At 67.4% G+C, this 19,971-nt stretch carries 15 protein-coding genes; 9 read left to right on the forward strand and 6 right to left on the reverse strand.

Annotated elements, in window-relative coordinates; all coding sequences use genetic code 11:
- Positions 1-98 precede the first annotated feature (98 nt).
- Genes ACZ5CM_RS15605 through trxA form a run of 7 tightly spaced genes read left to right on the forward strand, consistent with a single transcriptional unit; the run spans position 99 to position 10,516 of the window.
- Entirely contained in the window at positions 99-1,646 is a 1,548-nt protein-coding gene (locus tag ACZ5CM_RS15605) for a PAS-domain containing protein (protein ID WP_464640012.1), read from the forward strand.
- 41 nt (positions 1,647-1,687) lie between these two features.
- On the forward strand, positions 1,688-2,167 hold the full coding sequence (gene tsaE, locus ACZ5CM_RS15610) for a tRNA (adenosine(37)-N6)-threonylcarbamoyltransferase complex ATPase subunit type 1 TsaE (RefSeq protein WP_464640014.1): 480 nt from the start codon (positions 1,688-1,690) through the stop codon (positions 2,165-2,167).
- Positions 2,160-3,167: an aminoglycoside phosphotransferase family protein gene (locus ACZ5CM_RS15615; protein WP_464640016.1), complete on the forward strand. Its 1,008-nt coding sequence runs from the start codon at positions 2,160-2,162 to the stop codon at positions 3,165-3,167. The genes tsaE and ACZ5CM_RS15615 overlap by 8 nt, the downstream gene beginning before the upstream one ends.
- Positions 3,164-3,862, forward strand: a complete 699-nt coding sequence (locus tag ACZ5CM_RS15620) for a nucleotidyltransferase family protein (RefSeq protein WP_464640017.1) — start codon at positions 3,164-3,166, stop codon at positions 3,860-3,862. Before ACZ5CM_RS15615 ends, ACZ5CM_RS15620 begins: the two co-directional genes overlap by 4 nt.
- Entirely contained in the window at positions 3,855-6,788 is a 2,934-nt protein-coding gene (gene addB / locus ACZ5CM_RS15625) for a double-strand break repair protein AddB (RefSeq protein WP_464640019.1), read from the forward strand. Before ACZ5CM_RS15620 ends, addB begins: the two co-directional genes overlap by 8 nt.
- Complete coding sequence (gene addA / locus ACZ5CM_RS15630) at positions 6,785-10,159, forward strand: double-strand break repair helicase AddA (protein ID WP_464640021.1); 3,375 nt, start codon at positions 6,785-6,787, stop codon at positions 10,157-10,159. The genes addB and addA overlap by 4 nt, the downstream gene beginning before the upstream one ends.
- Before the next feature lie 36 nt (positions 10,160-10,195).
- Positions 10,196-10,516, forward strand: a complete 321-nt coding sequence (trxA, locus tag ACZ5CM_RS15635; protein WP_464640022.1) for a thioredoxin — start codon at positions 10,196-10,198, stop codon at positions 10,514-10,516.
- Positions 10,517-10,633: 117 nt separating this feature from the next.
- Here the strand turns inward: trxA and ACZ5CM_RS15640 are convergent, their stop codons facing one another.
- Positions 10,634-11,269, reverse strand: coding sequence for a class I SAM-dependent DNA methyltransferase (locus ACZ5CM_RS15640; protein ID WP_464640024.1), 636 nt, complete (start codon positions 11,267-11,269; stop codon positions 10,634-10,636).
- Positions 11,270-11,349: 80 nt separating this feature from the next.
- Here ACZ5CM_RS15640 and ACZ5CM_RS15645 point away from each other — a divergent pair, with 80 nt between their 5' ends.
- A complete protein-coding gene (locus ACZ5CM_RS15645; protein WP_464640026.1) occupies positions 11,350-12,219 on the forward strand; it encodes an SDR family oxidoreductase in 870 nt (289 codons plus the stop codon).
- A gap of 114 nt (positions 12,220-12,333) precedes the next feature.
- Here ACZ5CM_RS15645 and ACZ5CM_RS15650 read toward each other — a convergent pair whose 3' ends face one another.
- From ACZ5CM_RS15650 to ACZ5CM_RS15665, 4 genes are all read right to left on the reverse strand, one after another.
- Complete coding sequence (locus tag ACZ5CM_RS15650; protein WP_464640028.1) at positions 12,334-13,113, reverse strand: carnitinyl-CoA dehydratase; 780 nt, start codon at positions 13,111-13,113, stop codon at positions 12,334-12,336.
- Positions 13,110-15,131, reverse strand: coding sequence for an acetate--CoA ligase family protein (locus ACZ5CM_RS15655; RefSeq protein ID WP_464640029.1), 2,022 nt, complete (start codon positions 15,129-15,131; stop codon positions 13,110-13,112). The genes ACZ5CM_RS15650 and ACZ5CM_RS15655 overlap by 4 nt, the downstream gene beginning before the upstream one ends.
- A gap of 277 nt (positions 15,132-15,408) precedes the next feature.
- The gene (locus ACZ5CM_RS15660; RefSeq protein ID WP_464640031.1) at positions 15,409-16,572 is read right to left on the reverse strand and encodes an acyl-CoA dehydrogenase family protein; all 1,164 of its coding nucleotides are present in this window, start codon (positions 16,570-16,572) and stop codon (positions 15,409-15,411) included.
- Positions 16,573-16,612: 40 nt separating this feature from the next.
- Entirely contained in the window at positions 16,613-17,368 is a 756-nt protein-coding gene (locus ACZ5CM_RS15665; RefSeq protein ID WP_464640033.1) for a class II aldolase and adducin N-terminal domain-containing protein, read from the reverse strand.
- A 104-nt stretch (positions 17,369-17,472) separates the two neighbouring features.
- On the opposite strand from ACZ5CM_RS15665, the gene ACZ5CM_RS15670 reads away from it, so the two are divergent.
- Complete coding sequence (locus ACZ5CM_RS15670) at positions 17,473-18,339, forward strand: LysR substrate-binding domain-containing protein (protein ID WP_464640035.1); 867 nt, start codon at positions 17,473-17,475, stop codon at positions 18,337-18,339.
- 96 nt (positions 18,340-18,435) lie between these two features.
- On the opposite strand, the gene ACZ5CM_RS15675 is transcribed toward ACZ5CM_RS15670, so the two are convergent.
- On the reverse strand, positions 18,436-19,953 hold the full coding sequence (locus ACZ5CM_RS15675; protein WP_464640037.1) for a malonate--CoA ligase: 1,518 nt from the start codon (positions 19,951-19,953) through the stop codon (positions 18,436-18,438).
- Positions 19,954-19,971: the final 18 nt, after the last annotated feature.

Below are 19,971 nucleotides of genomic sequence, written 5' to 3' on the forward strand. Positions count from 1 at the left end.
CCCGGTCATCTTCGACCGGTTTAATCAGCCGTTAACGATCCGTGGGTTATGCAGTGGTCGCCCGGCTCTTTCGCGGGCGATGGATTGGTGGTCGCGTGATGCAGGAACTCGCTCTTGCGGATATGATCGTCCTGTTCGGCATCGGCCTGGCCTCGGCCGTGGTCGCGGTGGCGGTACTTTCGCTCCGCGGCCGGGGGCGAGTCGGGCGCCGGCCGGGCCGGGGCGGGCCCGAGCCTTCCGGCCCGGTCCTTCTTTTCGAAGGGGGGGAAATCTCCGATGCCTCGGGCGACATTCGCGCCCTGTTCGGCGTCGGCCCGGCCGAACTGAACTGGAAACGCCTGCGCGAGACGCTGGCCGTTTCCTATCCGTCGTTTCCGCCCTCTCCCGATGCCCTGCCCGATCGCGGCAGGATGGCCATCGCCGCGCGAGAGGGCCTCGGCGCGGGCGAGCTGCTTGTGGAACGCTTCGGGGACACGACCCGCGTCGTTCTGTCGCCGGATTCATTGGGTTCGGATTCGGGCCTTGCCGAAGAGCTGGGCGAGCTGCGCGAGGTGATCGAGGCCATGTCCTTCCCGGCCTGGCGCACCTCGCCGCAGGGCAAGGTCACATGGCACAACGCCGCCTATGCGAAACTGGTGCGCAAGGTCCGCGGGCGCGACGCCGATCTTGCGCGTCCCCTGTTCGACCCGGCAAGGGAACGGATGCCCGCGGGACGCAGGGCGCGCGTTTCCATCGACGTCGCGGGCAGGGATCACAAGCTGTGGTATGACGTGACCCGGATCGAGCAGGCCTCGGGCGAGCTGTTCTTCGGTGCCGACGCAAACGCTGTGGTGGATGCCGAGATCGCCCAGCGCAATTTCGTCCAGACGCTGGCCAAGACCTTTGCCCAGCTTTCCATCGGGCTGGCCATCTTCGACCGCAACCGGCAGCTGGCACTGTTCAATCCCGCCCTGATCGACCTGACCTCGCTGCCGGCGGATTTTCTCAGCGCGCGGCCGACGCTGCCCAGCTTCTTCGACCGTCTGCGCGACCTCAGGATGATGCCCGAACCCAAGGACTATCAAAGCTGGCGCCAGCACATGGCCGACCTTCTCGCCGCTGCCGCGGACGGCCGGTACCAGGAAACGTGGACCCTGCCCTCGGGCTCGGTCTATTCGGTCAGCGGGCGGCCTCATCCGGACGGGGCCGTGGCCTTCCTGTTCGAGGACATCACCGCCGAGATCACCCTGACGCGGCGTTTCCGGTCGGAACTGGAACTCGGCCAGGCGGTTCTGGACGTTCTTGACGATGCCATCGCCGTTTTCTCGTCCGAAGGCACGCTGACGCTGTCGAACAGAAGCTTTCACCGGATATGGGGAATGGACCCGGATCGCAGTTTTGCCCAGATGACGATTCTGGACGCGACCCGGATCTGGCAGGATCGCAGCGTCCCGACCCCACTGTGGGGAGAGCTTCGCGATTTCATTGCCCGGAGGGAACACAGGGTGGAGTGGTCGGGCCGGATCGCCCTGCGTTCGGGCGAGGCTCTGGACTGCCTGGTCAGCCCCCTTCAGAACGGGGCGACGATGGTCCGCTTTTCCGGGCAGGGGAATGGCACGCATCACGGTGCACGCCACCTGCCGCTGGCCGAGGAGGCCCCGGCCTGATCCTGCTTGCAGCCGGCCCGGCCAGGGGCCATTGTGACACCATGACTAGGCCGCCCGTCACGATCCGAACCGGTTCGCCGGAAGAAACCGCTGCGCTTGCATGTCGGTTGGGAGATCGTCTCAGACCCGGCGACGTGCTGCTTCTGGAGGGGGACATCGGCGCGGGCAAGACCCATTTCGCCCGCCACCTGATCCGGTCGCTGATGGATCGGCCCGAAGACGTTCCCTCGCCCACCTACACGCTGGTCCAGGTCTACGACACCCGGCTGGGCGAGATCTGGCATGCCGACCTGTACCGGCTGACGTCGCTGGACGAGATCGAGGAACTCGGCTTGGCCGAAGCCTTCGCTTCGGCGATTACCCTGGTCGAATGGCCCGACCGCCTTGGCCCGACGGCGCCCGCCGGGGCGCTTCGGCTGGTCTTCGAGACAGATGCCGAGGACGAAAACGCCCGTTTGATCCGGTTTTGCGGCCCTGCCGAGCGTTGGGGCGAGGTTCTGGAGGCATTCGCGGATGACTGACCGGTCGGCACTGGCCCAGGACTTTTTGTCCCGCGCCGGTTGGGGCGAGGCGCGGCACGCTGCGCTGGCGGGAGATGCATCGCATCGCCGCTATGAACGCCTGACCTGTCCCGACACCGGCCGGACGGCCATCTTCATGGACGCCCCGGCCGAGCGCGGCGAGGATGTGCGCCCGTTCGTCCGAATCGCCCGGTTCCTGCGCGAAAACGGTCTCAGCGCGCCCGAGATCTTCGCGGAGGATGCGGAAGGCGGCTTTCTGCTGCTCGAAGATCTCGGCGACGACCTCTATGCACGGGTCGTGCAGCGTGACCCCCGGCTGGAGCCCGTACTTTACGAAACAGCGGCTGATGTGCTGGTCGCGCTGCACGCGGCTGACCCGCCCGACCTTCCGCCCTATGATCCGCCGCTGATGACCGAACTTGCGGCGCTGGCTTTCGACAAGTACCGCGACGGCATCGCCGGCACCCCCGACCCGGCGGCGCGCGAGGCCTTTGCTGCCGCCTTCCGGCCGCTGCTGGAGGAGGTGATGCAGGGCGTGGTGCCGGTCGTGATCCTGCGCGACTACCACGCCGAAAACCTGCTGTGGCTGCCGCAGCGCGCGGGAATTGCACGGGTGGGCCTGCTGGATTTTCAGGATGCCATGCTGGGCCACCCGGTCTATGATCTGGTGTCGTTGCTGCAGGACGCCCGCAGGGACGTCCCGGTTGCGATCGAACGTGCGATGATTGCCCGATATGCCGATCGGACCGGCTCGGACCGCACCAGGGTCGAAACCGCCTGCGCGATACTGGGTGCCCAGCGCAATCTGCGTATCCTGGGGGTTTTCGCGCGATTGTCGCTGGAGAGTGGCAAGTCGCATTACGTGGATCTGATCCCGCGTGTGTGGGGATTGCTGCAGCGCGATCTTGTGCATCCGGCGCTGGCTCCGGTCAAAGACATGCTGGGCAGGGGGCTGCCCGAACCGACCCCCGACAACCTGCGACGGCTGAAGCGTCCATGACCGACCAACCCATTGCCGTGATGCTGTTTGCCGCCGGTTTTGGCACCCGCATGGGCGAGCTGACCAAGGAACGGCCGAAACCGCTGATCGAGGTGGCCGGGAAGCCGCTGATCGACCATGCCCTGGCACTGGCCCGGGCGGTCGGGCCGTCGCGGATCGTGGCCAACCTGCACTACCGGGCCGATCAGCTGGCCCGTCACCTTGCCCCGCGCGGCGTGGCGCTTTCGCATGAGCAGCCCGATATTCTCGACACCGGGGGCGGCTTGCGCGCGGCGCTTCCGCTGCTCGGGCCGGGGCCGGTCTTCACCATGAACACCGATGCGATCTGGGTCGGGCCGAACCCGCTGGCGCTGCTGCGCGCGGCATGGGATCCGGCGCGCATGGACGCGCTGCTGATGTGCGTGCCGGCCGGGCGTGCCACCGGCCATTCCGGCCCTGGCGATTTCACGGCCGATGACTCGGGCCGGATCCGGCGCGGGCCGGGGCTGGTCTATGGCGGGGTGCAGATCGTCAAACCCGAGGGGCTGCACGACTTCCCCCAGCCAGCCTTTTCCCTCAACCTTTTGTGGAACCGGATGCAGGCGGCGGGGCGGCTGCATGCGCTGAGCTATCCCGGCGGATGGTGCGATGTCGGCCACCCGGGCGGCATTGCCCTGGCCGAAGCGATGTTGAAGCAGGACGACGGCCATGTTTGAGCCTTCGGCCAGGCCCCGGGTCTTTGCCCTGCCTCCGGGGGTGGATTTCCCCGCCGAGTTGATCGCGGGGCTGACCGCGCGCCTTGATGGCCAGCCGCCCGAGGCGCTGGCCCGTGTGCAGTTGGTGGTCAACACCCGCCGCATGGCCCGCCGCATCCGTGAGCTGTTGGATGCCGGCCCGCCGCGGCTGCTGCCGCGGCTGTCGCTGGTCACGGATTTTGCGGACGCGTCCGCAATCGCCCGCCTGCCGCCGCCCGTGCCTCCCCTGCGACGACGGCTGGAGCTGGCCCGTCTGGTGGCGGCGGCGCTGGATCGTCAGCCCGACCTTGCCGCACGCGCTTCGGTTTACGACCTGGCCGACAGCCTTGCGGCACTGATCGACGAAATGCAGGGCGAAGGCGTGCCCGCCAGCGCCATCCGCGAGCTCGACGTCAGCGACGAGTCGGGCCACTGGGCGCGGGCGCAGAAATTCATCGACATTGCCGAAAACTTCCTTTCGGCGACGGACGACGCCCTGGATACGCAGGCCTACCACCGCCGGCTGGTGGAGAGCACCATCGCCCGCTGGCAGAAGGCACCTCCGCAGCACCCGGTGATCGTGGCCGGCTCCACCGGGTCGCGGGGCACCACGCTGATGCTGATGGAGGCGGTGGCGCGGCTGCCGCAGGGGGCGGTGATCCTTCCGGGCTTCGACTTCGACATGGCCCCGCAGGCATGGGAGGATCTGGATGACGCGCTGAGCGCCGAGGATCACCCGCAGTTCCGCTTTCGCAGGCTGATGGAGCGCCTCGGGATCGGGCCCGGCGACATCGCCCGCTGGACGGATACCCTTCCGCCTGCACCGGCGCGCAACCGGCTGTTGTCGCTGGCGCTGCGGCCGGCGCCGGTGACGGATTCGTGGATGCGCGAGGGGCCGGCCCTGACCGGGCTGGACCGCGCCACGGCCGACCTGACGCTGGTCGAGGCGCCCTCGCCCCGCTCCGAGGCGCTGGCCATCGCGCTGCGCCTGCGACAGGCGGCCGAACACGGGCAGGTGGCGGCTCTGATCACCCCCGACCGGATGCTGACCCGGCAGGTGGCGGCGGCGCTGGATCGCTGGGGGATCGAACCGGATGACAGCGCCGGCCTGCCGCTGCAGCTTTCGCCGCCGGGGCGGTTCCTGCGCCACGTTGCCGCCCTGTTCTCGGGGCGGCTGACGGCGCAGGCCCTGATGACGCTGCTCAAGCATCCCCTGTGCCATGGCGGGGCCGGGCGGGGCCGCCACCTTCTGGCCAGCCGCGATCTGGAGCTGCAGCTGCGCCGCCACGGGCCGCCCTTTCCTGATGCCGCGAGTCTGAAGGCTTATGGAAAAAACGCCAGCCCGGCCCCCGATTCCGGCTGGATCGACTGGCTGTGCCGTTGCTTCTGCGGGCAGGAGATCCCCGACGAACGGCCGCTGGCGTTCTGGGTGGCCCGGCTGCGCAAGCTGGCCGAGGCCATCGCCGCCGGAAGTGCCACGGACGGCGCGGGCGAGCTGTGGGAGCGAAATGCCGGGCAGAAGGCGCGTGCGGTGATCGAGGCGCTGGCCGCCGAGGCGGGCGCGGCCGGCGCGCTGGGCGCCCGCGACTTTGCCGATCTGCTGGGCGCGCTGCTGTCGGCCGAAGAGGTCCGCGACCGCGATGCGCCGCACCCGCATATCATGATCTGGGGTACGCTCGAGGCCCGGGTGCAAGGGGCCGAACTGCTGATCCTGGCGGGTCTGAACGAAGGCAGCTGGCCCGAATCCGTCCCCCCCGATCCGTGGCTGAACCGCCGCATGCGCCACCAGGCAGGCCTGCTGCTGCCGGAACGGCGGATCGGCCTGGCCGCGCATGATTTTCAGCAGGCCATCGCCGCGCGCGAGGTCTGGCTGACCCGTGCAACCCGCTCGGAAGATGCCGAAACGGTGCCGTCGCGGTGGCTCAACCGGCTGACCAACCTGCTGGAGGGGCTGCCCGAACAGGGCGGGCGGGCGGCGCTGGCCGCCATGCGGGCGCGCGGGGCGACCTGGCTGCATTGGGTCGAGGCGCTGGAAAAACCGACGCCTCTGCCGCCCGCACCGCGCCCCTCGCCCCGCCCGCCCGTTTCCACCCGCCCGCGCAAGCTGTCGGTGACGCAGGTCAAGACCCTGATCCGCGACCCCTACGCCATCTATGCCCGTGACGTGCTGCGCCTGCGCCCCCTTGACCCGCTGGTCCGCCAGCCCGATGCGCTGCTGCGCGGCACGGTGATTCACGCAGTCCTGGAAAAGCTCGTGCGCGGCAGCCTGGAAGGCGGCCTGCCCGACCGCGAGGATTTCCTTGCTCTGGCCGAGCGGATCATGGCCCGCGACGTGCCCTGGCCCGCGGCCCGCCGGCTGTGGCTGGCGCGGATTGCACGGGTGGCCGACTGGTTCCTCGCGCGCGAGGCCGCGCGGCAGGCCGTCGCCCGGCCCATCGCCTTCGAATGCAGGGGGCGGCTGGAGCTGAAGGACCCGGCCTTCACCCTGACCGGCACTGCCGACCGGATCGACAGGGACGATGCCGGGCGGTTGGTGATCTACGACTACAAGACCGGCAGCCCGCCCTCGGCGAAGGAACAGGCCGCCTTTGACAAGCAGCTCTTGCTTGAGGCGGTCATGGCCGAATCCGGTGCTTTCGAGGGGATCGACCCGGCTCCGGTGGCCGCGGCGGTGTTCATCGGGCTGGGGACAACGCCGAAGGAAGTGCCCGCCCCGCTTGCGGATGAACCGACCGAACGGGTCCGCGAAGATCTGCGCAAGCTGCTTGCCGCCTATCTGCGCCCCGAGCAGGGGTTCACCGCGCGCCGGGCGATGCAGAAGGATACGGATCGCGGCGATTTCGATCAGCTGGCCCGCTTCGGCGAATGGGACCTGACAGCCGCCCCTGCCCCGGAGGATCTGCGATGACACCGCGCAACGAGGCAACCCAGCGGCAGGTCGAAGCGGCCCACCCGCGCGCCTCCACATGGCTTGCTGCCAATGCTGGGTCGGGCAAGACGCGGGTGCTGACCGACCGGGTGGCGCGGCTGCTGCTGGAGGGGGTGCAACCCCAGCATATCCTTTGCCTGACCTACACCAAGGCCGCCGCCGGCGAGATGCAGAACCGCCTGTTCGCGCGGCTTGGCGAATGGGCGATGCTCGAGGATGCGCCGCTGCGCCGGGCGCTGCAGGCGCTTGGGGTCGAAGCCCGGCTGGATGCGGCGCATCTTGCCCATGCGCGCACCCTGTTCGCCCGAGCGATCGAAACGCCGGGCGGGCTCAAGATCCAGACGATCCATTCCTTCTGTGCCTCTCTGCTGCGGCGGTTCCCGCTCGAGGCCGGGGTCAGCCCGCAATTCACCGAGGTGGAAGACCGCGCCGCCGCCCTGCTGCGCGCCGAGATCGTGGAAGATTTCGCCGACGGTCCGCAGGCCGGGTTGATCGATGCGCTGGCGCCGCATGTCAGCGATGCTTCGCTGGAGGATCTTGTCACCGCCATTGCCGCAAGGCGCGAGGCCTTCGCCCGTCCCATGGATTGGCCCGCGCTTCTGGCCCTGTTCGGCCTGCCTGCCGATTACGACGAATCGCGGCTTCTGGCCGAGGTTTTTGCCGGCAGCGAGGTGGAGCTGATCCGCAGCCTGCTGCCCGAACTGGCGGCCAGCGGCGGCAACAATGCCAGGGCGGCGGAAAAGCTGTCGGGCTTCACTGCCCCCGACCTGGTCGGGCTGGAGATTCTCGAGGGCGTGCTGCTGACCGGCGCCAGGACGAAAGTGCCGTTTGCCGCGAAGATCGGCGCCTTCCCCACCAAGGCCCTGCGCGAGGGTGCCCTGGCCGGGCGGATGCCGGCGCTGGAGTCGCTCATGCGGCGGGTTGAGGCCGCCCGGCCCCGGCGTCTGGCGCTGGCGGCGGCGCGCAAGACGCACGCATTGCACCGCTTTGCGGCGGCCTTCCTGCCCGAATACGAACGCCGCAAGCAACTGCGCGGCTGGCTGGATTTCGACGACCTGATCCACAAGGCCCGGCAGCTGCTCAATGACCCGGCGGTGGCCGCATGGGTTCTGTTCCGGCTGGACGGCGGGATCGACCACATCCTTGTGGACGAGGCGCAGGACACCAGCCCCGCCCAGTGGGACGTGATCGAGAAGCTGGCCCAGGAATTCACCAGCGGGCAGGGTGCGCGCGAAGGGGTCGAACGCACCATTTTCGTCGTTGGCGACAAGAAACAGTCGATCTATTCCTTCCAGGGCGCCGACCCGGATGCCTTCGACCGGATGCAACAGGAATTCGGGCGACGGCTGCGCGCAATCGGGCGCGGGCTTCAGAATCTGGAGCTGGAATTCTCCTTCCGCTCGTCGCCCGCGATCCTGCAGATTGTCGATCTGGTCTTCGATGGCCACGCGGCTGCCGGTTTCCGCAAGGAATCCCAGCACCGGGCGTTCAAGGCGGACCTGCCGGGGCGGGTGGATCTGTGGCCGGTGGTGGCAAAGACCTCGGAACAGGGCGATGCGCACTGGACCGATCCGGTGGACCGTCGCGGCGAACGTCATCACTCCGTGGTGCTGGCCGAACGCATCGCGCAGACCATCCGCGAGATGATCGAAAGCGGCGAAACCATCCCCGAGGACGGCCCGGTGCCGGGCAGTTTCCGTCGTCGCCCCGTGCGGGCGGGCGATTTCCTGATCCTCGTGCAGCGGCGTTCGGACCTGTTTGCGGAAATCATCCGCGCCTGCAAGGCGGCGGATCTGCCGATTGCCGGGGCCGACCGGCTCAAGGTCGGGGCCGAACTGGCGGTCAGGGACCTGGCGGCGCTGTTGCGCTTTGTCGCCACGCCCGAGGACGACCTGTCGCTGGCCACGGCACTGAAATCGCCGCTGCTGGGCTGGAGCGAACAGGCACTGTTCGATCTTGCCCACCGCCGCGGCGACGCGTTTCTGTGGGAGGCCCTGCGCGCACGCGCGGACGAATTCGGCGACACGCTGAACATCCTGCACGATCTGCGTGATGCCGCCGATTTCCTGCGCCCCTTCGACCTGATCGAGCGCATCCTGACCCGGCACGAGGGGCGCAAGCGTCTGCTGGGCCGGCTGGGGGCCGAGGCCGAGGACGGCGTCAACGCTCTGCTGTCGCAGGCGCTGGCCTATGAGAAAACGGAAATCCCCAGCCTGACCGGCTTTCTCACCTGGATGGAGACTGACGATCTCGAGATCAAGCGCCAGATGGGCAGTGTCGGGAACATGATCCGGGTGATGACGGTACATGGCGCCAAGGGGCTGGAATCGCCGATTGTGATCCTGCCCGACACCGCCGCGCGCCGCCCGCCCAGGCACGACGAGATCGTTCCGGTCGGGGGGACGGCCGTGTGGAAAGCCCCGGTCGACCGCGCCCCTGCGCTGATTGCCGAGGCGCTGGACGCGCAGCGCGAGAGACAGCTTCAGGAACGGATGCGGCTGCTATACGTGGCGATGACGCGGGCCGAGAAATGGCTCATCGTGGCCGCGGCCGGCGATTTGGACAGGGACGGCGACAGCTGGTATCAGCGGATCGAGGCCGCGATGCGGCGCGCCGGCGCGGCAGAAGAGGACGGCATCCTGCGCCATGCTCATGGCGACTGGACCGGCCTCGATCTTGCCCACCCTGTCGATACCGCCCGACGCGCGCCACCATTGCCCGATTTCATGGAAACGGCAGCACCCACTCCTGCCGCCCGCCGGGCGACGATCAGCCCCTCCGATCTGGGCGGGGCCAAGGCGCTGCCAGGGGACGCCGGCACCGACGAGGATGCGGCCATGCGCCACGGCACGCGGGTGCACCGCCTGCTGGAACTGCTGCCCGATGTCGCGCCGGCCGAATGGGAGCGGGCGGCCGCAAACATCCTGGCCGACGCCTCCGCGGCCGATTGCGCCGCCGCTCTGGCCGAGGCCCGCGCCGTCCTGACGGCCCCGCATCTGGCGCATGTCTTTGCCTCCGGCAGCCTGGCCGAGGTTTCGGTGACCGCGCCGCTGGGAGAGCGGCGGCTCCACGGTGCCATCGACCGGCTGATCCTGTCTGATGGCTCCGTGATGGCGGTGGATTTCAAGACCAACGCCACGGTGCCGAAACGGGCGGCGGATTGCCCCGAAGGGATATTGCGGCAGATGGGCGCCTATGCCGCGGCGCTGGCTCCGATCTATCCCGGTCGCCGGATCGAAACCGCCATCCTGTGGACGCACAACGCGACCCTGATGCCGCTTCCGGGGGATCTTGTGGCGGCGGCGCTGGCACGTGCGCCTTCCCTTGACCTTGCTGGCGGCGCTGCCTAGGTTCGGGCGCAGACAATCCTATGCAGGAGACAGAATATGTCCACCGTTGCTGTCACGGACGCGACCTTTGATGCCGAAGTGAAGAATTCCGATATCCCCGTCGTGGTGGATTTCTGGGCCGAATGGTGCGGCCCGTGCAAGCAGATCGGCCCGGCGCTTGAAGAGCTGGCCAACGAATTTTCGGGCCGGATCAAGATTGCCAAGGTGGATGTGGACCAGAACCCCAATTCGGCTGCGGCCATGGGGGTGCGCGGGATTCCGGCGCTGTTCATCTTCAAGGACGGGCAGCCGGTCTCCAGCCGGATGGGCGCGGCCCCCAAGGCGGCGTTGAAGGGCTGGATCGAGGAATCGATCTGACACGGCTCGCAAGACGGGAACATGCGGGGGCGCCCTGACGGGCGCCCTTTCGCGTTCCGGCTGCTGCAATGGTCGCCGCCGCTGGCCGGCCCCGGCCGGAAACGGACGCCGGTCGGTTCAGGCCTTTTCGAACAGGGCGATCCAGGCGGTGTCGTCCTTGTTCGGCCCGACCGCCATATCGCCATAGATGCGCACTTCATGCAGCTTGAGGCGGCAGATGCGGTGCCCGGTTTCGAGTTGCCGGAACTTGTCGGCGAAATGCGCGTCGCGGAAATGTTCGGTATTGATCGAGATGGCGAACTGGGCGCCGTGCCGGGCGATCCGCAACAACTCGTCCAGCGCCTCGGGGCCGACATGTCCGTGCGTGAATGTCCCCGACGAGACGATGCCGGAATAGCTCTCGCGCCGCACCGGGATGCCTTCGGTGATGTCCGCTTCGATTGCATCGCGGTAGATGTCCTTGCGCATGGCCTGCGCAAGCATGTCCGCACTGATATCGGTCGCGTCGATCGGCCCGACCCCGAGATCGCTCAGGATCGCACCGCAAAGGCCGGTGCCGGCCCCGACATCGAGAACCGGGCCTTGTCCGCCTGCCGCCACGAAGGCGCGGGCGGTGTGAATGTGAAGCTGGTAATCCTCGCGCGCGGCAAAGGATTCGTCGTAATCGCCGGCCCATTCGGCATAGAGCCTGCGGGACTCCTCGGGCGATGTCAGCGAATAGGCGGCATGCAGGTCGGGTTTCTTCTCGGTCATGCCCCATCAAAGGCGCATCCGGGGATTCGAATCAAGAGAAGCCGCTTGCATCCGCGGGAAAGGCGGCCCATCAAGTCGGCATGACCAGGACGCTTCTTTCCTTCGGCCATGGCTACGCCGCGCAGGCGCTGGCCCGTCTGCTGCTGCCGCAGGGCTGGCGGATCATCGGCACGACACGCGATGCCGCGCGCGCCGGGGAGCTGCGCGAAACCGGGGCCGAGATCGTCACCTGGCCGGGGCAGGAGGTTCCGCTCGAATCGGCAACGCACCTTCTGATATCCATCGCGCCCACTGCCGAGGGTGACCCGGTCCTGAACGCCCTCGGCGGCCGGATCGCTGCCATCGCTCCGCGGCTGCAATGGGCAGGCTATCTTTCGACAACCGCCGTGTACGGGGATCGCGCCGGCGGATGGGTGGATGAAAACGCGCCCCTGAATCCGGCGTCGCGTCGCGGCCGCTGGCGGGTTGCGGCAGAAAATGCCTGGGCGGCGATCCCCGGGTTGCCGCTGCACATCTTCCGGCTGGCCGGTATCTACGGCCCCGGTCGCGGTCCCTTTGCCAAGGTGCGAGCGGGCACAGCCCGGCGGATCATCAAGCCGGGACAGGTCTTTTCCCGCATCCATGTAGAGGACGTCGCGCAGGTTCTGGCTGCCTCCATCGACCGTCCGAATCCCGGAGCCGTCTACAATGTCTGCGACAACGACCCGGCACCGCCACAGGACGTGATCGAACATGCCGCGCGCCTGCTCGGCACGCCGGTCCCGCCCGCGGTTCCGTTCGAGACGGCCGACCTGTCGCCGATGGCGCGCAGCTTCTACGGCGAAAACAAGCGGGTCCGAAACGACCGGATACGGGACGAACTCGGCGTCCGGCTGAAATACCCCGACTACCGCACAGGGCTGCGCGCCCTGCTCGAAGAAGAAAGGCGCCCCGGCTCTTTTTCTGGCTGAAAATATCCCGGGGGAGTCCCGCGCGTCAGGCGCGGGACGGGGGCAGAGCCCCCGAAAAGGCCGTGCACCCGACCGCAAACGATCTTCGCCTCACAAAGACGCGAAGCCGGCCCTCTACCGCCCCTTCCACACGGGATCGCGCTTTTCCGCGAAGGCCCGCGCGCCTTCCTGCTGATCTTCCGAGGAATAAAGCTCGTCCACGCTTCGCAACTGCCGTTTCGTGATGCGGTTCATGGCATCCTGGAACTTGGAATCCTCGGCGTCGCGCACGATCTCCTTGATCGCGGCATAGACCAGCGGCGGACCGCTCGCCAGAAGCCGTGCCATGTCCCATGCCTCGTCCATCAACGCGGCCGAAGGCACGATGCGGTTCACCAGGCCCCAGCGGTGCGCCTCTTCGGCATCAAACCACCGCCCCGTCAGCAGAAGCTCCATTGCAATGTGATAGGGGATGCGTTTGGGCAGCTTCACGCTTGCCGCGTCAGCCACCGTTCCCGACCGGATCTCGGGCAGGGCAAAGGTGGCGTGATCGGCGGCCAGGATGATGTCGGCCGACATGGCCAGTTCAAGCCCGCCGCCACAGGCGATCCCGTTCACGGCGGCGATCACCGGCTTGTTCATGTCGCGCAGCTCCTGCAGGCCGCCAAAACCGCCCACACCATAGTCGCCGTCCACGGCATCGCCTTCGGCCGCCGCCTTCAGATCCCAGCCGGGGCAGAAGAACTTCTCCCCCCCGCCGGTCAGGATCGCCACCCGCAGCTCCGGGTCGTCGCGGAAATCCCGGAACACCTCGCCCATGATCCGGCTGGTGGCCAGGTCGATCGCATTGGCCTTGGGCCGGTCGAGCGTGACTTCGAGAATGGCGCCTTCGCGCCGCGTTTTCACCGGGTTCATGGTCTTGCCTTTCGGATCAGGGCATCGACGGCAACCGCGCCTGTCGGGGTGCAGATCAACGGGTTTATTTCAACTTCACTCAGGTTTTCGGCGTTGGCAATCACGTAGGCCTGAACCGCTTCGACCGCGTCGCAGATGGCCTCTGCATCCGCTGCCGGCCTGCCGCGCCATCCCTTCAGCAACCGGGCACAGCGCAGCCGGAGCAAGGCCGCGCGCACGGCATCCCTGCTGGCCGGCACCAGAAGCGAGACTGTGTCGCGCAGGATTTCCGTCAGCACGCCGCCTGCGCCAAGGGTCAGAACGAAGCCGTGCGCCGGGTCGCGAACCACGCCGATCAGCAGTTCGGCCACCGCGTCCGGAACCATTTCCTCGATCAGGAACCTGTCGCCCCCCATGGCGCGTGCCGCCCCCTCCACCTCTTCGGGCCCAAGCCCCAGCCGGACGGCGCCCGCTTCGGTCTTGTGCGTGCGGCCAATGCCCTTGAGAGCAAGGGGTGCGTGCAGCTCGGATGCCAACCGCCCCGCTTCCGCGGCCGAGCGGGCCACGCGGAAATCCGGAACCGGCAAATCGTGTCGCGCCAGCGCGGATTTGGCTTCGTCTTCGGTCAGCACCTGACCGGGCTGCACCGCGCCCGCAAGCAGAACCGGCTCCGGATCTGGTGCGCCGATCCTCGCGGCCGCCTCCACGGCGGCCAGCGCCTCGTCGAGCCCGTTCATCGGAACGACCCCGCCGGCCACAAGCCGTTCGGCCATGTCAACGGGCATCAGCTCCGGCAAGCTGGAAACCACCGCAAACGGCGCACCGGTCAGACGTCTTGCATTCAGCGCTGCAGAGGTTGCGCAGGTCCAGTCGGAGGCATCCGTATGGGGGTAATCCACGATCGACAGGGTCAGGCCGACAGCTTCGCCGGTCATGGCCGCCCACGTCCGTGTCATGGCATCCTCATTGCGCCAGATATAGGTGTGGTAGTCCAGCGGATTGGCCAGCGCGACCATCGGCCCCAGCGCCTCGCGCAGTTTCGCCCGCTGTGTCTGCGACAATGGCGGGAACTCGATGCCGCGCGCCGCGGCCATGTCTGCGATCAGGCTCGCTTCGCCCCCCGAACAGCTGATCGAGGCGATGCGGTTCGATCGCAGCGGACCCACCACATGCAGCAATTTCAGCGTCTCCAGCAGTGCGGGCAGGCTGTCCACGCGCGCAATGCCCAGCCGGTCCAGAAAGGCCTGTCCGCCGGCATCGCTTCCGGCAAGCGACGCGGTATGGGATATGGCGGCGGCCCTTGCCTGCCTGGACCGGCCCGCTTTCAGGACCACCAGAGGAATGCCCCGTTCATGCGCCTTGCGTGCCAGAGATTCCCAGTCGCGCAACCGGCCGAAGCCCTCGACATGCAGGCCGATCGCGCTCACCCGGTCGTCATCCAGCAGCGCCTCGGCAATCTCGGCCTGGCCGGTCTGAGCCATGTTTCCGCAGGCGACCATCACCGCGATGGGCAATGCCCGGCGTTGCATGGTCAGGTTGATGGCGATGTTCGAGGACTGGGTGAGGATGGCAACGCCCCGCTCGACCCTTGCCATCCCGTGCTGGTCGGGCCAGATCGCAACTCCGTCCAGCGCATTGACAAATCCATAGCAGTTCGGCCCCAGTACCGGCATCTCGCCGGCCGCTTCGATCAGCCGGGCCTGCAGATTGGCGGCCTGCCCGTCCTCGGATGCGGCCTCGGTGAAGCCGGATGCAAAACACACCGCTCCCCCGGCGCCCAGCCGGCGCAGGGTATCCACGGCCTCGACGGTTGCGTGGCGGTTGATGCCGATGAAGGCGGCATCGATCGGGCCGGGAACATCCTCGATCCGCTTCAGAGAGGTCATGCCTGCGATGTCCTTGCCCGAGGGATGAACGGGGTGGATCTGGCCCCTGAATCCGATTTGCCGGGCGGCTTGCAATACCGCCACACACCACGCGCCGCCCCCGATCACAGCGATGGACCGGGGCTTGAGCAAACGGGACAGGTTGCGCCTCATCCTTCCCCTCCGCGAGAGGTTGAAGGGGCGGGGGCCTCCGGCGGGGATATTTTCAGCCAGAAAAAGACACCAATTGTTAACCGGAAACGGCCAATCTGGTGACACGGTACAGGCGGGGACGCCGATGACCGTGCCAGGAAAAGACCGGAAACGGCCTTTCGACATGCGGGGGTGGTTCGCGCCATCCCCGCTCTTTTTCTGGCTGCAAATATCCCGGGGAGTGCGAGGGGCTGGCCCCTCGCACCGGCCGGACGGGCTCTGCCCGTTCGGAACACGGTTATGCCCCCAGCGGCCGCAGCAGTTCGCGGCTGATGATGTGGCGCTGGATTTCGGACGTTCCCTCCCAGATCCGTTCCACCCGCGCATCGCGCCAGATCCGTTCCAGCGGCAGTTCGTCCATGAGCCCCATGCCGCCATGGATCTGGATCGCCTCGTCGGCCACATGCGCCAGCACCTCGGTGGCCTTCAGCTTGGCCATGGACATGTCGGCCTCGGTGGCGGTGCCGCGGTCGCATTTCCATCCTGCCTCCCAGGTCAGCAGGGCCGCGGCCTTCATCTCGGTCGCCATGTCGGCCAGCTTGAACGACACACCCTGGAATCGGCCGATCTGCTGGCCGAACTGGCGCCGTTCGGCGGCATGGGTCAGGGCGTGGCCGAAGGCGCGCTCCGCCCGGCCGAGGCAGGTCGCTGCTACCTGCAGCCGCGTCGCCCCGAGCCAACGGCCGGCCAGTTCGAACCCCTTGTTCACCTCTCCCAGCACCGCCCGGTCCGGCAGGCGGCAGTCGTCGAACTCCAGGATCGAATTCGAATAGCCGCGGTGGCTGACGTTCCGGTAGCCCTCGCGCACCGTGAAGCCGGGCGTTCCCTTGTCCACGAAAAACGCGGTGATCAGCTTCTTCTTCCCCTTCGGCGTGTCCTCTTCTCCGGTCGCCATGAAGACGATGGCAAAGCCGGCGATGTCGGCATGGCTGATGAAGTGCTTGGTGCCGTTTAGCACCCAGTCGCCGCCGTCGCGTCTGGCTGTCGCCTTCATCCCGCGCAGATCCGATCCCGCCCCCGGTTCGGTCATGGCAAGGCAGTCCCAGGTTTCGCCACGGATGCAGGGACGGAGGTATTTCTCCTTCTGCTCTTCGGTACCGGCGAGAAGGATGTTCGACGGACGGGCCACGCCGGTCCAGTGCAGGGCGTAGTTCGCCCGGCCCAGTTCCCTTTCATAGAGCAGCCAGGTCAGGGTATCGAGGCCTGCGCCCCCAACCTCCTGCGGCATGTTTGCAGCATAAAGACCCGCCGCGATCGCCTTGCGCTGGACGTCGCGGATCACCTCCATGTTCAGCCGCCCGGTTCGTTCCACTTCGTCCTCGTGGGGATAGAGTTCTCTCTCCACGAAGGCGCGGGTGGTGGCGACGATCATTTCCTGCTCTTCGGTCAGGGCGAAGTCCATCTTTTCCGTCCTCGCTTGGTCTCGTTGGCGGGTGCGCGCCTCAGGAGGCGTAGTCGGAGCCCTCGGCGTCGAGAATCAGTTTCAGTTCCGTGAAGTGCCGCTCGGCCTGACCGGGATAGGTTTCGATTTCGCGCGCGGTCCTTTCCGCGATCTCGTCGGGCATCACCCGCAGCGGCCGCCCGGTCTGGAGTGCGTGAATGAAGATTTCGGCGGCGCGCTCGAAGTAATAGAGCCGGTTGAAGGTTTCCGCCACGCTGCCGCCTGTCACCAGGACCCCGTGATTGCCCATGATGAGCGTCTTCTTCTTCGGATCATCGAGCAGCCTGGCGCAGCGTTCGCCTTCATTCTCGAAGGCCAGCCCGCCGAAATTCTCGTCGATCACGTAACGGTCGAAGAAGGTCGCCGTGTTCTGATCGATGGGGAGAAGGCGGGAGTCGGCAAGCGAGGCAAGAACGGTCGCGAAGATCGAATGCACATGCATGGCGCAACGGACATGCGGGCAGCGCCGGTGCAGCGATCCGTGCAGCCCCCAGGCGGTGGGGTCGGGGGCGTTCGGGCCTTTCAGGGTGTCCGGGTCATTGGGATCGAGAAGCAGCAGGTCGCTGGCGCGGATCCGGCTGAAATGCATCTGGTCGGGGTTGATCAGGAACCGCGTGCCGTCCTCGTTGACGGCAAGGCTGAAATGGTTGGCCACGGCCTCGTGCATGTTCAGCCGGGCGGTCCAGCGGAAGGCGGCGGCAAGGTCCACCCGTTCCTGCCAGTGGTCCATGCCGGACCGTGGTTTTGTCGCGCTCATGGTGCATCCTCCCTTGCCGGGGAACCGTGCCGCCATCTTGCTGCCTTGACCAACGAAAAAATCGGCATCTAATCATAAGTGGAACTTATGGAGGGGTTATGGGCATGCGGGATCGGCTTCCGCCGCTGGGCTGGCTGCGCACATTCGAGGCGGCCGCGCGCCATCTGTCCTTTACCGGGGCTGCGCGCGACCTGAACATGACGCAAAGTGCCGTCAGCCAGCAGGTGAAGTCGCTGGAGTCGTTTCTCGGCCGGCCGCTCTTTCACCGTCGCCCACGGGTTCTGGAACTGACCGAGGCGGGGATCAGCTATCTTCCGGTGGTGCGCGAGGCCTTTCATACGCTTGCGCAAGGCACCCGCGCGGTCACCGGCGGCGGTGAAGATGCGGTCCGGGTGCAGTCGAATCTCAGCTTTGCGGTTCACTGGCTGGCGCCGCGTCTGGCCCGGTTTCGCGCAGCCCACCCGGAAGTGTTGCTCAGCATCTCCACCGAGCTGTGGGAGCCGCGCGAGATGGCCGAGGGTGCCGATGTGGAGATCCGCTTTTCCCTGCGCCCGTCCGATACCGTGCGGGCCGAGCTTCTGCGCCGTGACGAATACTATCCGGTCTGCGCACCGGGTTATCCCGTGACGCCTGCCACGCTGGCCCGGCAGCCGCTTTTCGACTGCGTCGACCTGTTGTCCAACTGGGCGGCCTGGGCCGAGGATCAGGGGCTGGACTGGCCCGATCCGAGGATCACCCATGCCACGACCTTTGCAGTGACGCTGGCCGCCGCCCAGTCTGGTGCGGGGCTTGCGCTGGGGCACGATACGATCGTGCAGGGGCTTGTGGACGAGGGGCGGTTGGTGGTCCCCTTCCGGCATCGCGTGCCGATGCGCGAGGCCTATTACCTGATCCTGTCGCCGCAGGCCGAGCGGTCTGCGGCGGCGGTCGCCTTTGTCAACTGGCTGCGTGCGGAAATGGCTGCCGGCTGAGGGGGGGCGTGCGGTTGACGGGGAAAGGGGGCGCTGCCCCCTCGGCCCTGCGGGCCTCACCCCCGGAGTATTTCTGGCAAGAGGAAGGTGGGGCGGTCAGCCGTGCCGCGGCGAAAAGAGGTTGGCATGGGCCTCGCGCAGGGCCTTTTTCTGCACCTTGCCCATGGTGTTGCGCGGAAGCGCGTCGGTCAGGATCACCTTCTTCGGCTGCTTGAACTTCGCCAGTTTCCCGGCAAGCCCCTCCAGGATCCTTTCGGGTGTCAGGGTCGGGTCGGAGGGGACCACCACGGCGACCACGCCTTCGCCGAAATCGGGGTGCGGGACGCCGATCACGGCGCTTTCGGCGACGCCCTCCAGGTCGTCGATCAGGCTTTCGATTTCCCTGGGATAGATGTTGAACCCGCCGGAGATGATGAGGTCCCTGGCCCGGCCGACGATGGTATGATAGCCGTCTGCGTCCCGTGTCGCGAGGTCGCCGGTGATGAACCATCCGTCGGGGCGCAGCTCTTGCGCGGTTTTTTCGGGCATCTGCCAGTAGCCCTTGAACACATTGGGGCCGCGCACTTCGAGCACGCCGATTTCGCCCACGGGCACTTCGCTGCCGTCCTTCATGATTCGCGTCTCGACCCCCGGCAGGGGGAAGCCCACCGTGCCGGCGCGGCGTTCGCCGTCATACGGGTTCGAGCAGGTCATGTTGGTTTCCGTCATGCCATAGCGTTCAAGGATGCGGTGTCCGGTTCGGGTCTCCCATTCCCTATGCGTGGCCACCAGCAGCGGTGCCGAGCCGGAAATGAACAGCCGCATGTTGGCAGTGCGCGCGCGGTTCAGCCTGGGATCAGCCAGGAGTCGGGTGTAGAAGGTGGGGACGCCCATCAGCGCCGTGGCCTCGGGCATGGCCGCGAGGACTGCGTCGGTGTCGAAGCCGGGCAGGAAGATCACCCGGCAGCCGGCCATCAGCGCCACGTTGGTGGCCACGAACAGGCCGTGGGTATGAAAGATCGGAAGCGCGTGGATCAGCACGTCTTCGGCGGTGAAGTGCCAGTAGTCACGCAACACCTGCGTGTTCGATGACAGGTTGTCGTGGCTCAGCATCGCGCCCTTGGAACGGCCGGTCGTGCCCGAGGTGTAGAGGATCGCCGCCAGGTCGTCCGCGCGGCGTGGAACCGGGGTGAAACCGGGCGGTTGCGCATCCGCCGCATCACGCAGGCTGCCGTGCCCCTTCGCGTCGAGTGTCAGGATCGTGGCGTCGCCGGCGATTGTTGCGATGTCCCCTTTCCGGGCCGGGTCGCAGACCACCACGGCAGGGGTTGCGTCGCCGAGGAAATAGGCCACTTCGGGCGTGGTGTAGGCGGTGTTGAGCGGCAGGAAAATCCCGCCGGCCATCACGGTGCCGAGGTAAAGCTCGATTGCCTCGATGGTCTTGGGCACCTGCACCGCGACGCGGTCCCCCGGTTTCACCCCGGCCCTGACCAGTGCCGCCGCCATCCTCTCGGCCCCGGAGAACAGGTCGCCGAAAGTCACCGGATCGGCGTCAGGGATCTGCGCGAACACGTCTCTCTCGCGTCCCAGCGATGCGGCGCGAAGATGGGCAAGAAGGTGGTTGCGGTCATACATAGTCGGGACTCCGTTCTG

This window comes from Piezobacter thermophilus, assembly GCF_055386745.1.

Coding starts and splice junctions, on each gene's coding strand:
- ACZ5CM_RS15605 (WP_464640012.1), top strand. CDS start 99: ATGCAGGAACTCGCTCTTGCGGATATGATCGTCCTGTTCGGCATCGGC.
- tsaE (WP_464640014.1), top strand. CDS start 1,688: ATGACTAGGCCGCCCGTCACGATCCGAACCGGTTCGCCGGAAGAAACC.
- ACZ5CM_RS15615 (WP_464640016.1), top strand. CDS start 2,160: ATGACTGACCGGTCGGCACTGGCCCAGGACTTTTTGTCCCGCGCCGGT.
- ACZ5CM_RS15620 (WP_464640017.1), top strand. CDS start 3,164: ATGACCGACCAACCCATTGCCGTGATGCTGTTTGCCGCCGGTTTTGGC.
- addB (WP_464640019.1), top strand. CDS start 3,855: ATGTTTGAGCCTTCGGCCAGGCCCCGGGTCTTTGCCCTGCCTCCGGGG.
- addA (WP_464640021.1), top strand. CDS start 6,785: ATGACACCGCGCAACGAGGCAACCCAGCGGCAGGTCGAAGCGGCCCAC.
- trxA (WP_464640022.1), top strand. CDS start 10,196: ATGTCCACCGTTGCTGTCACGGACGCGACCTTTGATGCCGAAGTGAAG.
- ACZ5CM_RS15640 (WP_464640024.1), bottom strand. CDS start 11,269: ATGACCGAGAAGAAACCCGACCTGCATGCCGCCTATTCGCTGACATCG.
- ACZ5CM_RS15645 (WP_464640026.1), top strand. CDS start 11,350: ATGACCAGGACGCTTCTTTCCTTCGGCCATGGCTACGCCGCGCAGGCG.
- ACZ5CM_RS15650 (WP_464640028.1), bottom strand. CDS start 13,113: ATGAACCCGGTGAAAACGCGGCGCGAAGGCGCCATTCTCGAAGTCACG.
- ACZ5CM_RS15655 (WP_464640029.1), bottom strand. CDS start 15,131: ATGAGGCGCAACCTGTCCCGTTTGCTCAAGCCCCGGTCCATCGCTGTG.
- ACZ5CM_RS15660 (WP_464640031.1), bottom strand. CDS start 16,572: ATGGACTTCGCCCTGACCGAAGAGCAGGAAATGATCGTCGCCACCACC.
- ACZ5CM_RS15665 (WP_464640033.1), bottom strand. CDS start 17,368: ATGAGCGCGACAAAACCACGGTCCGGCATGGACCACTGGCAGGAACGG.
- ACZ5CM_RS15670 (WP_464640035.1), top strand. CDS start 17,473: ATGCGGGATCGGCTTCCGCCGCTGGGCTGGCTGCGCACATTCGAGGCG.
- ACZ5CM_RS15675 (WP_464640037.1), bottom strand. CDS start 19,953: ATGTATGACCGCAACCACCTTCTTGCCCATCTTCGCGCCGCATCGCTG.